We start from the raw sequence: 16381 nt of genomic DNA, 5'->3' as shown, positions 1-16381 counted from the left end.
AAATGCAATATTTAAGAAAAACATTACTGGCAATTACCTCTGTGTTGTTGCTTTTCGCGATGGCATGTAACACTAAAAAGGACGGTGCATTTAAAGTAATAGTGAACTATAAAAATGCCGATAAACTGATGCACTTGCCTGGCGAATCCGCAAAAGTGGTGAGCGCAGTAAAAGTGTTTTTTGAAGAAATTCCTTTTGGCGAAGATCAGAACCCAATATTACTCGATACCGGTGTTTTAAAAGCGAGCAACGGTACACTTACTTTGAAAGGTAATGGCGCACAGGAAAATATTTACCAACTGTCAGTAGAGAACGGCCCCATTGTAGCATTGATCAACGATGGGAAAGAAATTACTGTAGACATAGATTTTGCGAAGCACAAAGATTACTACTCGGTAAGCGGTTCTGAAGCAAGCAAGCAATTAAAAGACTACCTGTACACTTATAGCGATAAAATTTACAGTGCCAACGTGGCTTTTAAGGCAATGGACAGTTTAAAGAAAAGCGGAGCATCCGATAGTCTTATTATCCTTGCCACAGAAAAAAAGAATGGCGAATTGGATAAATTGAACAGCTTTATAAACGGAACATTGACCAGCAATAATTCCCATCCTGCCATCAATTTATTCATACTCGGATTTTCTTCACGCTCTTTCCAAAAGGAAATGTTTGAAAATGCATTGAATGAAAGCGTGAAAAAGTTTCCTGATTACAAACCGTTGACCCAGTTAAAGACAAACTACGACAACCAGGTTAAGCAGGCACAAACGCAGCAAGAGGCGCCAACAACATCGTGGGTGGGTAAACAGGCACCGGCATTGACTTTACCGGATGTAAACGGAAAAAATGTTTCCATCGCGGATTTTAAAGGCAAGTATTTGCTGGTAGATTTCTGGGCTAGCTGGTGCGGACCTTGCAGAGCAGAAAACCCGAATGTTGTTGCAGCTTTCAACAAGTATAAGAATAAAAATTTTGCCATTCTTGGTGTGTCTTTGGATAAAGAAAAAGATCCATGGCAAAAAGCAATCGCAGCTGATAAACTGACGTGGACGCATGTAAGTGATCTTCAATTCTGGAACAGCAATGCAGTAAAAACATTTAATTTTCAGGGCATACCTTACAATGTGTTAATCGATCCGCAGGGAAATATTATTGCAGAAGCTTTAAGAGGAGAAGATCTTGATAAGAAGCTTGCAGAAGTGCTAAAATAGTCGTGAATAGTGAAGCGTCAATCGCGAATGGTTTTTCCGCAGCCATGTTGAATTGTTGGAAACCTATTCACGATTGACGTTTTGCGTTTAACGATTCCTATTTCGCCCCCGGCATAATATTTTAAGTGTTACTGCTTCACAAGCAAGTTCATTTATGAAGCTGGAAGAAGTTTATGCCGCATTAAAGACCTGGATGTTAACGCACGGAGGCCACATACTGCTGGGCGTTGTCATTTTCATTATTGCGCAATGGCTCATCAGGCTGCTGAAGAAATGGATCAGAAAGTTAATGACCAGGGAAGATGTTGATCCCACTTTACAGCCGTTTCTTATCAGTATGATCAGCGTCGCTCTGCAATTACTTTTGGTGTTTGCGTTAATGGATATTATCGGGGTAAAAGTAACCATCTTTACTGCTTTGATTGGTGCCTTTGGTGTAGCCGCGGGTTTGGCGTTATCCGGCACTTTGCAAAATTTCATGAGTGGCATTCTTATTCTTCTGCTAAAGCCATACAAAGTTGGAGACAGCATTACTGCGCAAGGCAACTCAGGGATTGTAACTTCTATCCAGATATTCTATACGGTAGTCCTCACGTACGACAACAAAACTGTCATCATTCCTAATAGCAAGCTATCCAACGAAGTAATCATAAATACCAGCATGCAGGGCAAGCGCAGATTGGATATTGAAATGAAATTCAGCTATGGGATTAGTTACAATGAAGTAAAGGATGCCGTTTCAAAAACATTGACAGAGCATAAAGACGTATTGAAAGAACCCGAGTTCAGAACTGGCATATCATCGTTTGATCCTGATGGCTATAAAGTAATGATCAGCGCATGGCTTGAGGCACATGGCTTTATCGATAATCAAATGATCATACAGGAAAAGCTATTGGAAGATATAAGCGAGGCGGGCATTAAGCTTCCAGGAATGACGTGAGAGAAGGGAATGCAGATTATTAAGGTTGTTATGATCAGGTAAGATTTTTTTCCTATTCATAATAAATCATGACCATCATGAAAATCTGCGTTCCCTTCTCTCAATCTCATAACTCAAAACTCATAACTCCTATGCTTCATCCCTCATCGACATATCGCATACAGTTCAACAAGAATTTTACTTTTAAAAATCTTGACCAAATCATTGATTATCTCGAAGCGCTTGGCATTTCAACCATTTATGCATCGCCTATTTTTAAAGCAATGAATGGAAGCGATCACGGCTATGATGTGGTTAATCCGCATATTATTAATGATGAGATTGGTACGATTGACGAACTACGAACGCTATCGAAAAAATTAAAAGAGAAAGGCTTTTCATGGATACAGGACATCGTGCCCAACCATATGTCGGTGATCGATACAAATTACAGATTGTGGGATGTTTTGGAAAGAGGACGAACTTCCGGTTACGGAAATTATTTTGATATCGATTGGGATCATCCGCAACTACGGGACAGAGTGATGTTGCCTTTTCTGGAAGCTAACCTGCAAAACTGCATCAGGGAAAACAAAGTAAGATTGCGCTTCGCAGAAAATGGTTTTGAAATATGCTACTATGAAAATCATTATCCTGTAAAGCCCGACAGCTACGATTTATTGCTTTCGAAATGTGATTTGCTGAGAGAGGCATATGAAGATGATTTGCAGAAATATCTCGCAAGCAAAAATGCAGATTATCAAAGCTGGCAAAAAATAAAAAAGCAATTCGTTGAAAAACTTTCGAAGAGCAAGAATAAAATAGAAGATGGCGTAAATCGTATTAACGAAAATAATGAGCTTCTGTTGCAACTGGCAAATGATCAGTACTACAAACTTGAATGGTACGGAGAAGCTGACAGGATAATGAACTACAGACGTTTCTTTACCGTCAATAGTTTGATATGTGTTCGGATAGAAGAAGAGCAAGTGTTCAATGATTATCATCAACTCATAAAGCAATTGTATGATGAAGGATTGATCCAGGGGCTTCGGATCGACCATATCGACGGTTTAAAAGATCCAGCAGAGTATATAAGGCGTCTAAAAAAATTACTTGGAAAAGATTGCTACATCATTGTTGAAAAAATTCTCGAAATAAAAGAGCAATTACCTGAATCATTTGATTTGGAAGGTACGAGTGGCTATGAGTTTCTTTCCTACATCAACCAGGTATTGACAGACATGAACGGTGCTGAAAAGCTGTTGACATTTTACCACCAACACGCTCCGGATTTTCAAAATTATTATGACATCGTTTTCGATAGAAAATTTTCTTTTCTGGAAAAATACATGCACGGCGAATGGGACAACCTTTTTCGTTTGCTGCTGTCACTGAATATTATCGAAAACAAATCAATTAAACAGGAAGAACTCCATCAGGCATTGGGAACATTCATGGCCGCGTTTCCTGTATATCGGGTTTACATTGATCAATTTCCTGTTGATGATATTAGTAGGGAAATAGTGAACAAAGCATTTGAAGACGCCGAAAATAGAGCAGGTCATTTGAAAGCCGCTTTTCAATTATTGAAGAAGTTGTTTAATGACGGTGGCGATAAACAAACCAAGCGATTGCAATTCATTCAACGCCTCATGCAATTCACAGGACCGCTTGCCGCAAAGGGCGTGGAGGATACAACGTTCTATTTATACAATCCATTGATCTCACATAATGAAGTAGGTGATTTGCCTTGTGTACTTGGTATTCCTGTGAGCGGCTTTCATGAAAAAATGCAGCAACGCCATCGAGCAAACCCTTTATCTCTCAACAGTACTTCGACGCATGACACCAAGCGCGGTGAAGATGCCCGTGCCAGAATAAACGTTCTTAGTGAATTGACAAATGAATGGGTCGCGCTGGTAACGCGCTGGCAGCAAATAAACGCAGCGTTTAAAAAGCGTGTGAAAGATGTGATGGCACCTGTTTTCAACGATGAGTATTTTTTATACCAAAGCATTGTTGGTGGTTTTCCAGAAGACCTGAACACCAGCAATGAAAGCAAAGATCGGTTAAAATGGTTCTACACAAAGGCACTTCGTGAATCAAAATTTTTCAGCACGCCATCACGTCCGGATGATGATTATGAAAAAGCTTGCATGGAATTTATCGACGCGTTATTCGATCCCTCACATGCATTTTTGTCGGGCATGGTTCCTTTTGTAAGAAAGGTGAAGTCGTACGCAGAAATTTACAGTTTGTCGCAGGTTGTAATAAAATCAACTGCTCCGGGCATTCCCGATTTTTACCAGGGTAGTGAATTATGGGATTTGAGTTATGTAGATCCGGACAACAGACGACAAGTAAACTATGATTTACGAAAGAGTTTGATGAACGAATTGTTGCAAAATGAAAAGCAATCGTTAGAGGATGTGCTTTGCTGGTCACAAAATAAATTACTTGTCGGCGGACAAAAAATGTTTACCACCAGAACAATTCTTCAATATCGTAAAGCAAACAATGAGTTGTTTATCGAAGGCGATTATATTCCTCTTGAAATAGAAGAAGGCAAGCGCAAAGTAATTGCTTACGCCAGAAGGAAAGATGACAAATGGGTGTTGATAGTTATTCCTACCGGATTGGTTGCCGTGCAAAAAACCGGCTGGGAAGGGATTAATATCATTATACCAACAGGTACACCTAAACACTGGAGGAATATTTTTACTGGTGAAACAATTACCACCAACGGCGAGCTGCAACTTAAAGAAATCTTCAATCAGTTTCCTGTAGCGGTTTTCGAGAATTACCACTAAGACACCAACTGCCTTTTTAACCACGGCGGAAAGGAGTTTTTTTTCACAGAGGAAAGGAGGATGTGCTCCGAAATAAATAGTAACCCTGGAGGGATAGAGGGGACGGAGAAGAGTATTAAATCTCCTTCTCTCTGTGAAAAAGAACTCCTTTCCTCCGTGGTAAAAAAGAACGCGAAGCGTTCCTCCTTAGTGAAACTTTGTGTCCTTATTGCCTTAGTGGTAAACAACGTATTTTGCACAAAAATAAGTTCGATGAAATCGATCCTCACCGCATTGATATTTTTGTTTGCATGCGCCGCAAATGCCCAAACCATAAAGAAACTCACCTTTCTCAGCGAGTTTGACATACCCTATAACTTCCAGTTTCAAAACACTACTGTCGGTGGTTTGTCTGGTATAGACTACAATCCCAAAGCCAATGAATATTATCTCATCTGCGACGATCGGGCCGTTATAAACCCAATAAGATTTTATACAGCAAAAATCAATTTGAAAGCTGGTAAAATTGACACGGCTTTATTTATCTCCCAAACAGAACTACGCCAACCCAACGGTGCATTGTATCCGTCTTTAAGTACCGATCCTGCACACGCGCCTGATCCGGAGGCGATCCGTTTTAACAGCGCAAAAAAATATTTTGTCTGGACCTCAGAAGGAGAGCGAATTATCAAAGACGGCAATGCCATTTTACAGGATCCTGCAATTATCATAATAGATAGCAACGGGAAAGACATTGGCCATTTCCCATTGCCCAAGCAATTTCAAATGTCGAAAGATGAAAAAGGTCCGCGGCAGAATGGTGCATTTGAAGGTGTATGTTTCACTGACAACAGCAAAACAATGTACGTGACCACAGAAGTGCCTTTGTATCAGGATGGCCCCCCTGCCGGCTTGAAGGACACATCCGCTTACGTTCGCATTTTGAAGTATGATGTAGACAATAAAAAATTATTGGCACAGTATGCCTACAAACTTTCGTCCATTGCGCACGCACCAAAACCGGAAGATGGCTTCAAAGTAAATGGCATTGTAGATATTTTGCCAATTGGAGCCGACGAATTTATGATCACCGAAAGATCTTTTTCAACTGGTGTGAAAAACTGCACGATCAAAGTTTTTAAATGCAACTTCCAAACTGCATCGGACATAACAAATGTTCAATCTCTGAAAGTAAATCGCCCAAAGATGCCGGTGAAAAAACAACTTTTGCTAGACATGGACTCGCTGAACATTTACATAGACAACGTGGAAGGTGCAACGTTCGGCCCGCGTTTATCAAACGGTAAACGCAGTATGATCTTCGTTTCCGACAATGATTTTCATTCAGACCGGAAGACGCAGTTTTTGTTGTTTCAGGTTGACTAGTTAAAATAAAAAGTCAAAAAGCTTATACTATAGGCCAAGTATTGGCCAAGGCAGGCGTTTTACTTTTTATTTTTTACTTTTGACTTAATCTAAGACATATGAACATAGCAGGATATATAGATCACACGATATTAAAGCCAACCACCACATTGGCAGAAGTGGAAAAATTGTGCGGCGAAGCTGTTAAATACGGCTTTGCGGCTGTTTGCGTACCGCCTTCATTTGTAAAACGCGCCGATGCCATTTTGGACCCGACAGATGTGAAAGTCGCAACAGTCGTAGGTTTTCCTTTTGGCTATTCTGCAACAGAGGCTAAATTGGCTGAAACTGTTTTGGCACTGGTAGACGGAGCTGACGAAATAGACGTAGTGATCAATCTTATCGCTTTACGCATGAACGACTGGGATTTCCTGGTAAAAGAAGTGAAGCTGCTGGCGGAAGTGATCCGCAATAAAGGCAAAGTTTTCAAGCTAATTGTAGAAAGTGGCATTCTTTCTGATAATGAAATAATAGAATGTTGTGAAAAACTGGGCAACGCGGGTATCGACTTTATGAAAACTTCTACCGGTTATGCGGAAAAAGGCGCAACAGTGGAAGCAGTGCAACTTATGCGCAAACATTTGCCGTCAAATATCAAGATCAAAGCATCCGGTGGTATCAGGGATTTTGAATTTGCAAAAAAACTGGTGGATGCAGGAGCCGACAGGTTGGGTTGTAGTGCTAGCGTAGCCATTGTAACAGGTGACCCTTCATTCGATACAAAAGGATATTAACAGAAAAAAATAAAACTATGAAATGAGCCCCGCCTGCCAATGGCGCGGGGCGAATTCCATCTGACCAAAATAAAATAAAAAATAAGCTGATGAAAATCGTATTTGTGATGTTCATGATCTGTACCGTTTTTTATGCAAACGCACAAAACACGACCAGTGTAGCAGTTAAGAAAGATCCGCGCATTGATATGCTTATTAAAAAGCAGATGCAGATCAACGAAGCCACCACTCGCGCCTCAAGAAGTTCAGCACAGGGTTTCAGAATACAGGTGATCAACACAAACGACAGAAACAAAGCGATTGCCGCTAAAACCAAAGTATACGAACTCTATCCTGATCTTAAAGCATACCTCCTGTACCAGGCACCGTATTTCCGCTTGCGGGTAGGGAATTTTAAAACACAGGACGAGGCAGCAGCTTACCAGAAAAAACTGGCAAAGCAATTTGACAACACGCTTATCGTTAGAGATATTATCGAAGTGAAACCAGATACGCTGGATGATTCGAACTAATTGTGACCTTTTACTCCTAAACAATCTATGGATTTATCAGACAAAATAAAACAACTGGCGGCGACATATGCGGACGAATTTATCAACGTACGCCACCATTTGCATGCACATCCTGAATTGAGTTACAAAGAATTTGAGACATCAAAATTCGTTCAGAATAAATTGAAATCTTTCGGCATTCCTTTTACAATAATGGCGGAAACCGGCGTGGTTGGAATTATTGAAGGAAAAAATCCAGCGTCACGTATCATTGCATTGCGTGCAGATATGGACGCGTTGCCCATACAGGAAGAAAACCAAGTGGCATACAAATCAACCAATGCAGGTGTGATGCATGCATGCGGTCATGATGTGCACACTACTATTTTGCTTGGCGCGGCAAAAATATTAAATGAATTAAAGGATGAGTGGGAAGGAACGGTGAAGTTGATCTTTCAGCCCGGTGAAGAAAAGAATCCCGGTGGTGCCAGCCTCATGATTAAGGCAGGCGTGCTGGAAGATCCGGTTCCGCAGGGAATATTTGGTTTGCATGTTCACCCCGGACTTGAAATAGGAAAAGTCAGTTTCCGAAGCGGTAAAGTAATGGCAAGCGCAGATGAACTGTACATGACCATTCGCAGCAAAGGTGGTCACGCGGCGGCACCGCATTTAACAACAGATACAATTTTGGTTGCTTCGCATTTGGTAACGAGCCTGCAACAAATTATAAGCAGAAACAGAAATCCGCTGAATCCGTCGGTGTTGTCCATCACATCATTTCAGGGAGGTTATACAACCAATGTTATTCCAAGTGAAGTAAAACTGATGGGAACCTTCCGCGCATTGGATGAAGAGTGGCGCTACAAAGCACATGACCTCATTCGCAAACTATCAACCGACCTTGTGCACTCAATGGGCGCAGAACTTGATTTGTTGATTGATGTAGGTTATCCAAACGTATACAACAATGAAGCGCTTAATAGTATTGCTGTTGCACTCGCGGAACAATTCCTGACAAAAGAAAAAGTAGAAGAAACAGAAGTGAGAATGGGCGCTGAAGATTTCGGTTACTACTCACAGGTAATTCCGGGTTGCTTTTACAGACTTGGTGTGATGAACGTGGAGAAAGGAATTACTTCCGGCGTACACACTCCAACATTCAACATTGATGAACATGCGATCGAAATAGGAATGGGAATGATGGCGTGGCTGGGAAGTAGTGCAATAATTAATAATTAATAGTTGGCGTTGCTAAATAAGCGTGAAGGTTTCTCCGGATTCGGCCGGTAGAAGCCTTCTTAAACATAAGCGATATTAGCAGAAGAAAACAATAGTCGATCCTCAACATCAGTTATTCAGTTATTGCCCCAAAACCCGACAACTATCAATTAACAACAAACAACTCTCATGGATTCTCTCCAACACTGGGAAAACGCTTTCATCAACTATTTACACGGACATTATAAAAGCGATGATGCGGCGCATGATCTTAAGCATTTTAACCGTGTTTGGAAAACAAGTCAATACATTAACAATGCAGAGGGTAATGTTGCCGATTCTCTTGTATTGCTGGCTGGCAGCTATTTTCATGACTATGTAACTGTTCCTAAGAACAGTCCTGACAGAAGCAAAGCCTCAAGGTTTAGCGCTGATAAAGCAGTAGAAATATTGCAAAATGATTTTCCCGATTTTCCGAAAGAGAAATTACAGGACGTGGCACACGCCATTCACGCACATAGTTTTTCCGCAGGTATACCACCAGAAACAATAGAGGCAAAGATCCTGCAGGATGCGGACCGCATGGAAGCCCTGGGAGCCATTGGGCTTGCACGAGTGTTTTATACCGCCGGTTTATTCAAATCAAATCTCTTTCATGCCGATGATCCTTTCGGCAACGACAGAGCGTTAAATGACAATCAATTTGCGCTCGATCATTTTACTTTGAAACTTTTCAAATTGCCTGCGTTGATGAATACTGCAACAGGCAAACAAATGGCGGAAAGTAATGTGGAATATCTTAGGACCTTTGTTGCGAAATTAAAAGAGGAGATTGATGGTGTCTTTAATTAGGAATTAGGAATTAGGAGCTAGGAACTAGAAATTAGGATTAGAAATTAAAAGTTTTTAAGTTATCGAGAAGGCTTCGACAAGCTCTGCCTGATAGCGTGAGCGAAGTGAAAGGCTGAGCTTGTCGAAGCATTGTCGCGCCCAACTTCTAATTTCTAATTCCTGATTGTTTCCGTATTTTACGCCTACACAAGCCATCAAATCTTAAACATGGAAAAAAAACGATTGGTTCTTGCTGCAATGGTCATGATGACGATACAAACATTTGCGCAGGCGCCTTATCCTACAACAAGAAAAATTGATCAAACAGATAATTACTTCGGTACTAAAGTTTCAGATCCCTATCGCTGGCTCGAAGATGATAACAGCGGGGAAACAGAGGACTGGGTTAAAAAACAAAACGATGTTACCAATGCATACCTCGCGAAGATCCCATTCAGAGCAGATGTGAAGAAGCGCCTTGAGGAATTGTGGAACTATCCCAAATACGGGTCGCCATTTAGAAAAGGAAAATACTATTACTATTACAAAAACGATGGTCTGCAAAACCAAAGTGTTTTGTACAGGCAAAATGCGATTGACGCGGAGCCTGAAGTTTTCTTAGATCCAAACAAACTATCAGAAGACGGTACTGCAGCCCTTGCTGATATTGAGTTTTCGCAAAATGGTAAATACGCGGTATACTCAATTGCACAGTCTGGCAGCGACTGGCAAATCGCATACGTAATAAATGCAGAAACAAAGCAACTGGTTAGCGATAAAATCGATTATATCAAATTTGGAAGTTTTTCATGGAGAGGCGACGAAGGCTTTTACTACAGCCGCTATCCAAAGCCAGATGAAAAAAATAAGATGGTGCAGAAAAACGAATACCAGAAAATCTACTACCACAAATTAGGAACACCGCAAGACAGTGATGTTTTGATCTGGGAAGATCCAGCGCATTCACTGCGTTATTGCCGCTCACAGATCACGGAAGATCAACGTTTCCTTTTTGTAAAAGTAACAGAAGGAACCAGTGGCGGGGAAGTGTTATGTAAAGATCTTAAGGATGCGAAACAGAAAAACTTCAAAGTGCTGGTGCCAGGTTTTACATCAGAACCCACTATCATAGACAACGACGGAGATAAGGTTTTATTGAGAACAAATGATGGTGCGCCCAACTTTAAAGTTGTATTGGTGGACCCTAAAAATCCTGCAAAGGAAAACTGGAAGGAAATTATTCCGGAACAAAAAGATGCATTGCAAGCAGTGACCGTTGGTGGTGGATTTCTTTTTGCCAGTTATTTGAAAGATGCTTCTACAAAAGTGTTTCAATATACTTATGAAGGCAAGCTTGTACGAGAAATTGCTTTTCCAGGAATAGGCTTTGCATCAGGGTTCGCTACTGATAGACAGTATAAAGAGTTGTTTTATACATACACTTCATTTACCTATCCACCCACTATTTTTCACTACGATGTTTCGTCAGGAAAGGCAACTGTTTTTCGTAAATCAGCAGTGAAGTTTAATGTAGACGATTACGAAACAAAACAGGTATTTGTAACTTCAAAGGATGGCGCCAAAGTGCCGATGTTCCTGACCTATAAAAAAGGCATTAAGCTGGATGGAAATAATCCTGCGCTGTTGTATGGTTACGGTGGATTCAATATTGCAATTACTCCGTCATTCAGCATATCCAATATGTTCTTTTTAGAGCAGGGAGGAATTTATGCGCAGGTGAGTTTGCGCGGTGGAAATGAATATGGGGAAAGCTGGCACAAATCAGGAATGTTATTGAATAAGCAAAATGTGTTCAACGACATGATAGCTTCCGCAGAATGGCTGATAGCAAATAAATATTCCAATAAAAATAAACTGGCCGTCCGCGGCGGCAGCAATGGCGGCTTGCTTGTAGGTGCAGTGATGACGCAACGCCCTGATCTTTTTAAAGTTGCCATTCCACAGGTAGGCGTGATGGATATGTTGCGTTTTCAGCGATTTACAGTTGGCTGGGGCTGGGCCGTGGAATATGGCAACGCCGAAAAAAGTGAAGCGGATTTCAAGAACCTGTACAGTTTTTCGCCTTTACATAATTTAAAAAAAGGAACCTGTTATCCCGCTACACTGGTAACGACAGCGGATCATGATGACAGAGTGGTGCCGGCGCATTCATTCAAATTTGCAGCCACATTGCAGGAATGCCAAAGCTGCGGCAATCCTACATTGATACGCATCGACAGCAAAGCCGGTCACGGTGCAGGTAAACCCACCAGCAAACAAATCGACGAAGCAACCGACATATGGAGCTTTGTAATGTATAATTTGGGAATGGAGTTTAGGTAATTGAAAATTGAAAATGGGAGCGCAAATGTGGCAATTTGAAAATATGGAAATTTGAAAATGAATGCAACTTCTCGGGAAAAGTTGGCCAAATTTGTTTCCAATTTGTAACACAGAATTAATCAGCCTCTTCTTAAGGAAATAAACACAGAAAGCATTTTCAAATTTCCATATTTTCAAGTTTTCAAATTGATCCATCTCATTTTCAATTTTCAATTCCGCGTTTTGCAATCCTTGAATTCCAAGGGAAACTTAGCTATCTTGGCGATCAACAACACCTGTTTAAACAGTCCAAAAACACACCAAATGAAAAAAGTATTAAAGTACATCCTGCTGTTTGTCGTTGCTGTTATTGCAATCGTCTTAATCGCTGGGATTTTTATTTCCCGAGATTTTCATTTTGAAAAAAGTATTATTATAAATGCACCAAAGGAAAAGGTTTGGCAGAATGTAGGAACACTCGCCGGAATGGACAAATGGTCCCCATGGAACGATCGTGATCCGAATATGCAGAAAAGCATACAGGGACAGGATGGCACCGTTGGCGCCGTTTCTACATGGAAAGGAAATAAAGATGTTGGAAGTGGTAGCCAGACAATCAAAAAAATAGAAGCACCTAACCGCATTGAAACAGATCTTCACTTCATAGAACCGTTTGATAGCCGTGCCGTTGCTTACGTAAATTTAACTGATGAGCAAGGTGGTACAAAAGTCGTTTGGGGCTTCGACAGCCGCTTTCCATATCCGTTCAATGTTTTTTCAAAATTCATGAACATGGAAGAAGGCCTCGGCAAAGATTTTAACGGTGGCTTGGCGAAATTGAAAAAAATAAGCGAAAATTAATAGGAAGTTGTTAGTTGTTGGTTGATAGTTGTTAGAAGATCTCCAACTGTCAACCATCACTATCAACTCTCCATTTTCAACTACCAACTTTATATGCAACAAACTCTCTATGAAAACCAACTGCAGGAAGTGCACGGGCACTACCATGCAGGAGACTTTGATCTGGCACACAGGCGCTTGCTTGATTGTGTAATTGAAACGGCGGATATGCCGTTATTTGAAAAAGCATTGACTTACTGCGAGTGGCTCGATGCCAATGGTGAGTCTTCAGGAAAAGAAGTCATTCGTTCGAAAGCCTTTGAACTGCTCGAAATACTGCAACATGCATCCATAAGCGATGGATGGAAGGAAAATAACCAACTACTCACAGCAACAGAAATTTCAAAGAAATATTCCAAAGGAAATTTTGCACTCAACAACATAAGCGTCTCACTACGCAAAGGAGAGATCATTGGGTTGGTTGGTGAAAATGGAAATGGTAAAACAACGCTCATGCGTTTGCTCAATGGTGAGCTGAAAGCCGAGCAGGGTAAACTAGATTATCATTTTGCAAAAAATGATTCATTGTATGAGCTGCGCTCAAAGTTGTTATACGTTCCGCAACGCATACCGCGCTGGTGGGGACGTTTGATGGAAAATTTGCAGTTTACACTGGCGCAACATGGCGTTAAAGACAAAGATAATTTGCTGTGGGCCGAAATAATGGTGGCAAGACTTAGCCTGCGACCTTACAAAAATTTAAGCTGGAATCGTTTGTCATCCGGTTACAGAACAAGATTTGAACTCGCTAAAACTTTACTACGCAATCCGCAAATATTATTGCTTGATGAACCGCTAGCCAACCTTGATATCAATGCGCAGCAAACCATTTTGCAGGACCTGAAGTTTTTATCCGGATCTATTTCACGTCCATTTGGAATGATGATCAGTTCGCAGCACATTTACGAAGTAGAGAAAGTTTCCGATAGTATTATTTTTCTGAAAAATGGGCATGCTAAATATCAGCAACAATTGTCGTCAGTAAGCGAAGAAGCACCGAAACAACTGGCGTTGGAAATGGAAGCCAATGCCGATAGAAACGAGATCGCTGCTGCGTTTGCAGAACTTCAAGTAGAAAAGATTCAATACAATGGAAATGTTTTCATCATTTATTTCCAGGCTGGCACATCCATGCAGCAGGTGCTAAATGCGCTTGCAAGCAATGCTGTGGAAATAACCTATCTGAGAGACATTTCAAATTCATCACGCCGCTTCTTTACGAACTAATTAACCCCAACCATGAAAAAAATCAATAACTGGATGCTCACCAATCATCCACTCATATGGAACACAAGGTTTCATATCATGTTGCCTTTGGTGATTTCGTTAAATATAATATTTTTCTTTTGGGGGTATTGTCAGAATATAACTTTGAAAAATGTTAGCGACTGGAGCTATTTTGCTGCAATAACGATCGATGCGGTCGAATTGCTTATTGCATTTCTGATAGTATTGGTGTGGTTGGTTTTTTACTTGCGGCACAATGCGTTCAAGGCGCTGCTTCCCTTATCGAAATTTTATTTGCAAAGAGAATTCCTGATCATTTTAATTGTAATCTTTGGATTGATAAGCCCAATCCTGATAACGAAATGGGGTGTCAATACCAAGATAAATAAATTGGGCAAATCTGTAAATATTAAGAAGGAAAGGCGCATCATATCCCTTGCAAGTCATTTTTTGCCCTTTGATCTTAGTAACTTTTCTCCACGCAAAGAGTATGCTGAAGATGGGGAAATTGACACTGCCAAAATAGAAAAAGGCATGGTTGCAGGCCTGAGTTATCTGAATTTCAGGGGGCGTGGTATTTATGATGAAACCGAACCTGATTACGATAGCTTGCTTAATGAAAAAGCAATAAGCTGGTTAAAAATGCACCGGAAGGACTCTATTATCAATTGCATTGACAAGTATCTCCAACTTTGCAGAAAATATGGTGCAGAATATAAGTTTAATTCAACTGCGCATGTAAACGGCATTTTTTCTACTCCGGATTTTATCGTTAAAGAGGAAATCCCATCCGGGAAATTTGACAGTCGTGGTATGCTTAACAGTTATTACATAGCAAACGAATACAGGGCGAATGGGGCTTTAAATACAATTTATTTTGCAAGGCAAGGCCTCATGCCAGACGAGTATTGGATATTGAGTATGTGGACCCTTTGTCTAAGCTACCTGTTATTTTCTTTTAGAGTGACGCCAATAAAAACATGGATATCTTCCATTATAGCTGGAGTGATCCTGACTGTTTGCACAGTTGTTGGTTTCGCGTCTGGTAGAGATGAAAACCTACTTACACTGTCACCAATTGTAGTAGGCATTGTTGGGCTTTCAATAAGCGTTGTCAATACCTTCAAAAAAAGGCAAAAGTTTCTTTCGGGAATTACTTATTTGCTTTCTTTATTTGTATCTACCTTTTTTGTGTTGGCGGTGTATAGTTTCGTGTATAGAATCACAAGATATGATCATTATAGCACAGCGAAGAAGGTGTTCACCTTTTCCGATCGTTTGCACGACTGGTTAGGGGATAACTCGAACAGTTTTTTTATCACAAACTTCGTATTCAGTTTACTAATGATGCTCTTCGTAATGATACCGCTGATTAAAAAATGGAGAGCAAATCCGGAGGAGTAATATTCAAGTTGATAGTTGTTAGGAGATTCTTTAATGAAACATGCTGCCTATGTATGAACTCCTAACAATTTTCAACTTTCAATTCCCTAGATATCTATCTCCACCGCTTTTCCCGGCTCGAGCTTAATCACTTTCTCTGCAATGTGAGATTTCGCAAAATGGTTCATGGCTTCCTGCGATTTTTCCTGGAAGTGGTCCCAGCCCTCCCAGTGTGTGGGAATGAGGTGATCTACGTGCATCATTTCTGCCACTTCGATCGCTTCGTCTGCAGTGAAGGTGTAGTACACATCACCTGTACTTGCGGGAATGCCCGCTTTGCCAACATTAAGAATCGCAGTGTTTACTAAAAAGCGTTCAGCCACATCCCTTACACCTTCAAATAATACGGTATCGCCAGAAATGTATAGAACACCGTTTGCCTGTTCCTTCCATTCAATAACAAAGCCGATCACGTGGCCCATTTTTGCACTTACTTCTTTTGTAGAAGCGTGCTGACAAGGTGTGGCAGTGATGGTAAGTTCTTCCACCGTGTCTGCTTCTACTTCAAGCGATTCCCATTCTTCCAGCGAGTAAACATTATTTAGTTGCAGCTGCTCAACCGCTTCTTTGGTGGAAATTACACCTGGAACAGTTTCAATAAAAGCTCTGCCTGCATCATCAAGATTGTCTTTATGTTGGTGGTGACTTAATAACACAAGATCAATTGCGCCAAGGTCAGCTGTTGACATTGCCGGAGAACCTGTTTTGTGCAAATAGGTTTTGCCATCTGCACGCAAATATTTTTTGCCCGCCTCATCAAAAGCGGGATCAGTAAGTATCTTAAAACCATTGATGTCTATAAGCAAACACGCGGTGTCGATTTGTGTAATGGTAACTTTCATGTGAGAGCGTTTATGTTTGGAAA

General features: G+C 40.8%; 13 protein-coding genes. 12 read left to right on the top strand and 1 reads right to left on the bottom strand.

What is annotated here, in order from left to right:
• Positions 1-2 precede the first annotated feature (2 nt).
• From QJ048_RS21230 to QJ048_RS21175, 12 genes are all read left to right on the top strand, one after another.
• On the top strand, positions 3-1211 hold the full coding sequence (locus QJ048_RS21230; RefSeq protein WP_282336441.1) for a TlpA family protein disulfide reductase: 1209 nt from the start codon (positions 3-5) through the stop codon (positions 1209-1211).
• A 154-nt stretch (positions 1212-1365) separates the two neighbouring features.
• Positions 1366-2154 (top strand): mechanosensitive ion channel family protein, encoded by a 789-nt coding sequence (locus tag QJ048_RS21225; protein WP_282336440.1) that lies wholly within the window; start codon positions 1366-1368, stop codon positions 2152-2154.
• A 77-nt stretch (positions 2155-2231) separates the two neighbouring features.
• Positions 2232-4946, top strand: a complete 2715-nt coding sequence (gene treY / locus QJ048_RS21220; RefSeq protein WP_282336439.1) for a malto-oligosyltrehalose synthase — start codon at positions 2232-2234, stop codon at positions 4944-4946.
• Between the two features lie 252 nt (positions 4947-5198).
• The gene (locus QJ048_RS21215; RefSeq protein ID WP_282336438.1) at positions 5199-6311 is read left to right on the top strand and encodes an esterase-like activity of phytase family protein; all 1113 of its coding nucleotides are present in this window, start codon (positions 5199-5201) and stop codon (positions 6309-6311) included.
• A 98-nt stretch (positions 6312-6409) separates the two neighbouring features.
• Positions 6410-7084, top strand: a complete 675-nt coding sequence (gene deoC / locus QJ048_RS21210) for a deoxyribose-phosphate aldolase (protein ID WP_282336437.1) — start codon at positions 6410-6412, stop codon at positions 7082-7084.
• A gap of 89 nt (positions 7085-7173) precedes the next feature.
• Entirely contained in the window at positions 7174-7596 is a 423-nt protein-coding gene (locus QJ048_RS21205) for an SPOR domain-containing protein (RefSeq protein WP_282336436.1), read from the top strand.
• 27 nt (positions 7597-7623) lie between these two features.
• Positions 7624-8814 (top strand): M20 metallopeptidase family protein, encoded by a 1191-nt coding sequence (locus QJ048_RS21200; protein ID WP_282336435.1) that lies wholly within the window; start codon positions 7624-7626, stop codon positions 8812-8814.
• 168 nt (positions 8815-8982) lie between these two features.
• Positions 8983-9645 (top strand): phosphohydrolase, encoded by a 663-nt coding sequence (locus QJ048_RS21195; protein WP_282336434.1) that lies wholly within the window; start codon positions 8983-8985, stop codon positions 9643-9645.
• 207 nt (positions 9646-9852) lie between these two features.
• Complete coding sequence (locus QJ048_RS21190) at positions 9853-11967, top strand: prolyl oligopeptidase family serine peptidase (RefSeq protein WP_282336433.1); 2115 nt, start codon at positions 9853-9855, stop codon at positions 11965-11967.
• A 303-nt stretch (positions 11968-12270) separates the two neighbouring features.
• Positions 12271-12807 (top strand): SRPBCC family protein, encoded by a 537-nt coding sequence (locus tag QJ048_RS21185; protein WP_282336432.1) that lies wholly within the window; start codon positions 12271-12273, stop codon positions 12805-12807.
• Between the two features lie 93 nt (positions 12808-12900).
• Positions 12901-14073, top strand: a complete 1173-nt coding sequence (locus QJ048_RS21180) for an ABC transporter ATP-binding protein (protein ID WP_282336431.1) — start codon at positions 12901-12903, stop codon at positions 14071-14073.
• 12 nt (positions 14074-14085) lie between these two features.
• On the top strand, positions 14086-15477 hold the full coding sequence (locus QJ048_RS21175; RefSeq protein ID WP_282336430.1) for a hypothetical protein: 1392 nt from the start codon (positions 14086-14088) through the stop codon (positions 15475-15477).
• Between the two features lie 86 nt (positions 15478-15563).
• Here QJ048_RS21175 and QJ048_RS21170 read toward each other — a convergent pair whose 3' ends face one another.
• Positions 15564-16358 carry an MBL fold metallo-hydrolase gene (locus QJ048_RS21170; protein WP_282336429.1) on the bottom strand — a complete coding sequence of 265 codons (795 nt, stop codon included), beginning with the start codon at positions 16356-16358 and terminating at the stop codon, positions 15564-15566.
• Positions 16359-16381 lie beyond the last annotated feature (23 nt).

The organism is Pinibacter soli (genome assembly GCF_029961145.1).
GTDB classification, from domain to species: domain Bacteria; phylum Bacteroidota; class Bacteroidia; order Chitinophagales; family Chitinophagaceae; genus Pinibacter; species Pinibacter soli.
The sequence above is the reverse complement of the archived record's forward strand: the minus strand, read 5'-3'. Positions and strand labels throughout refer to the sequence as shown.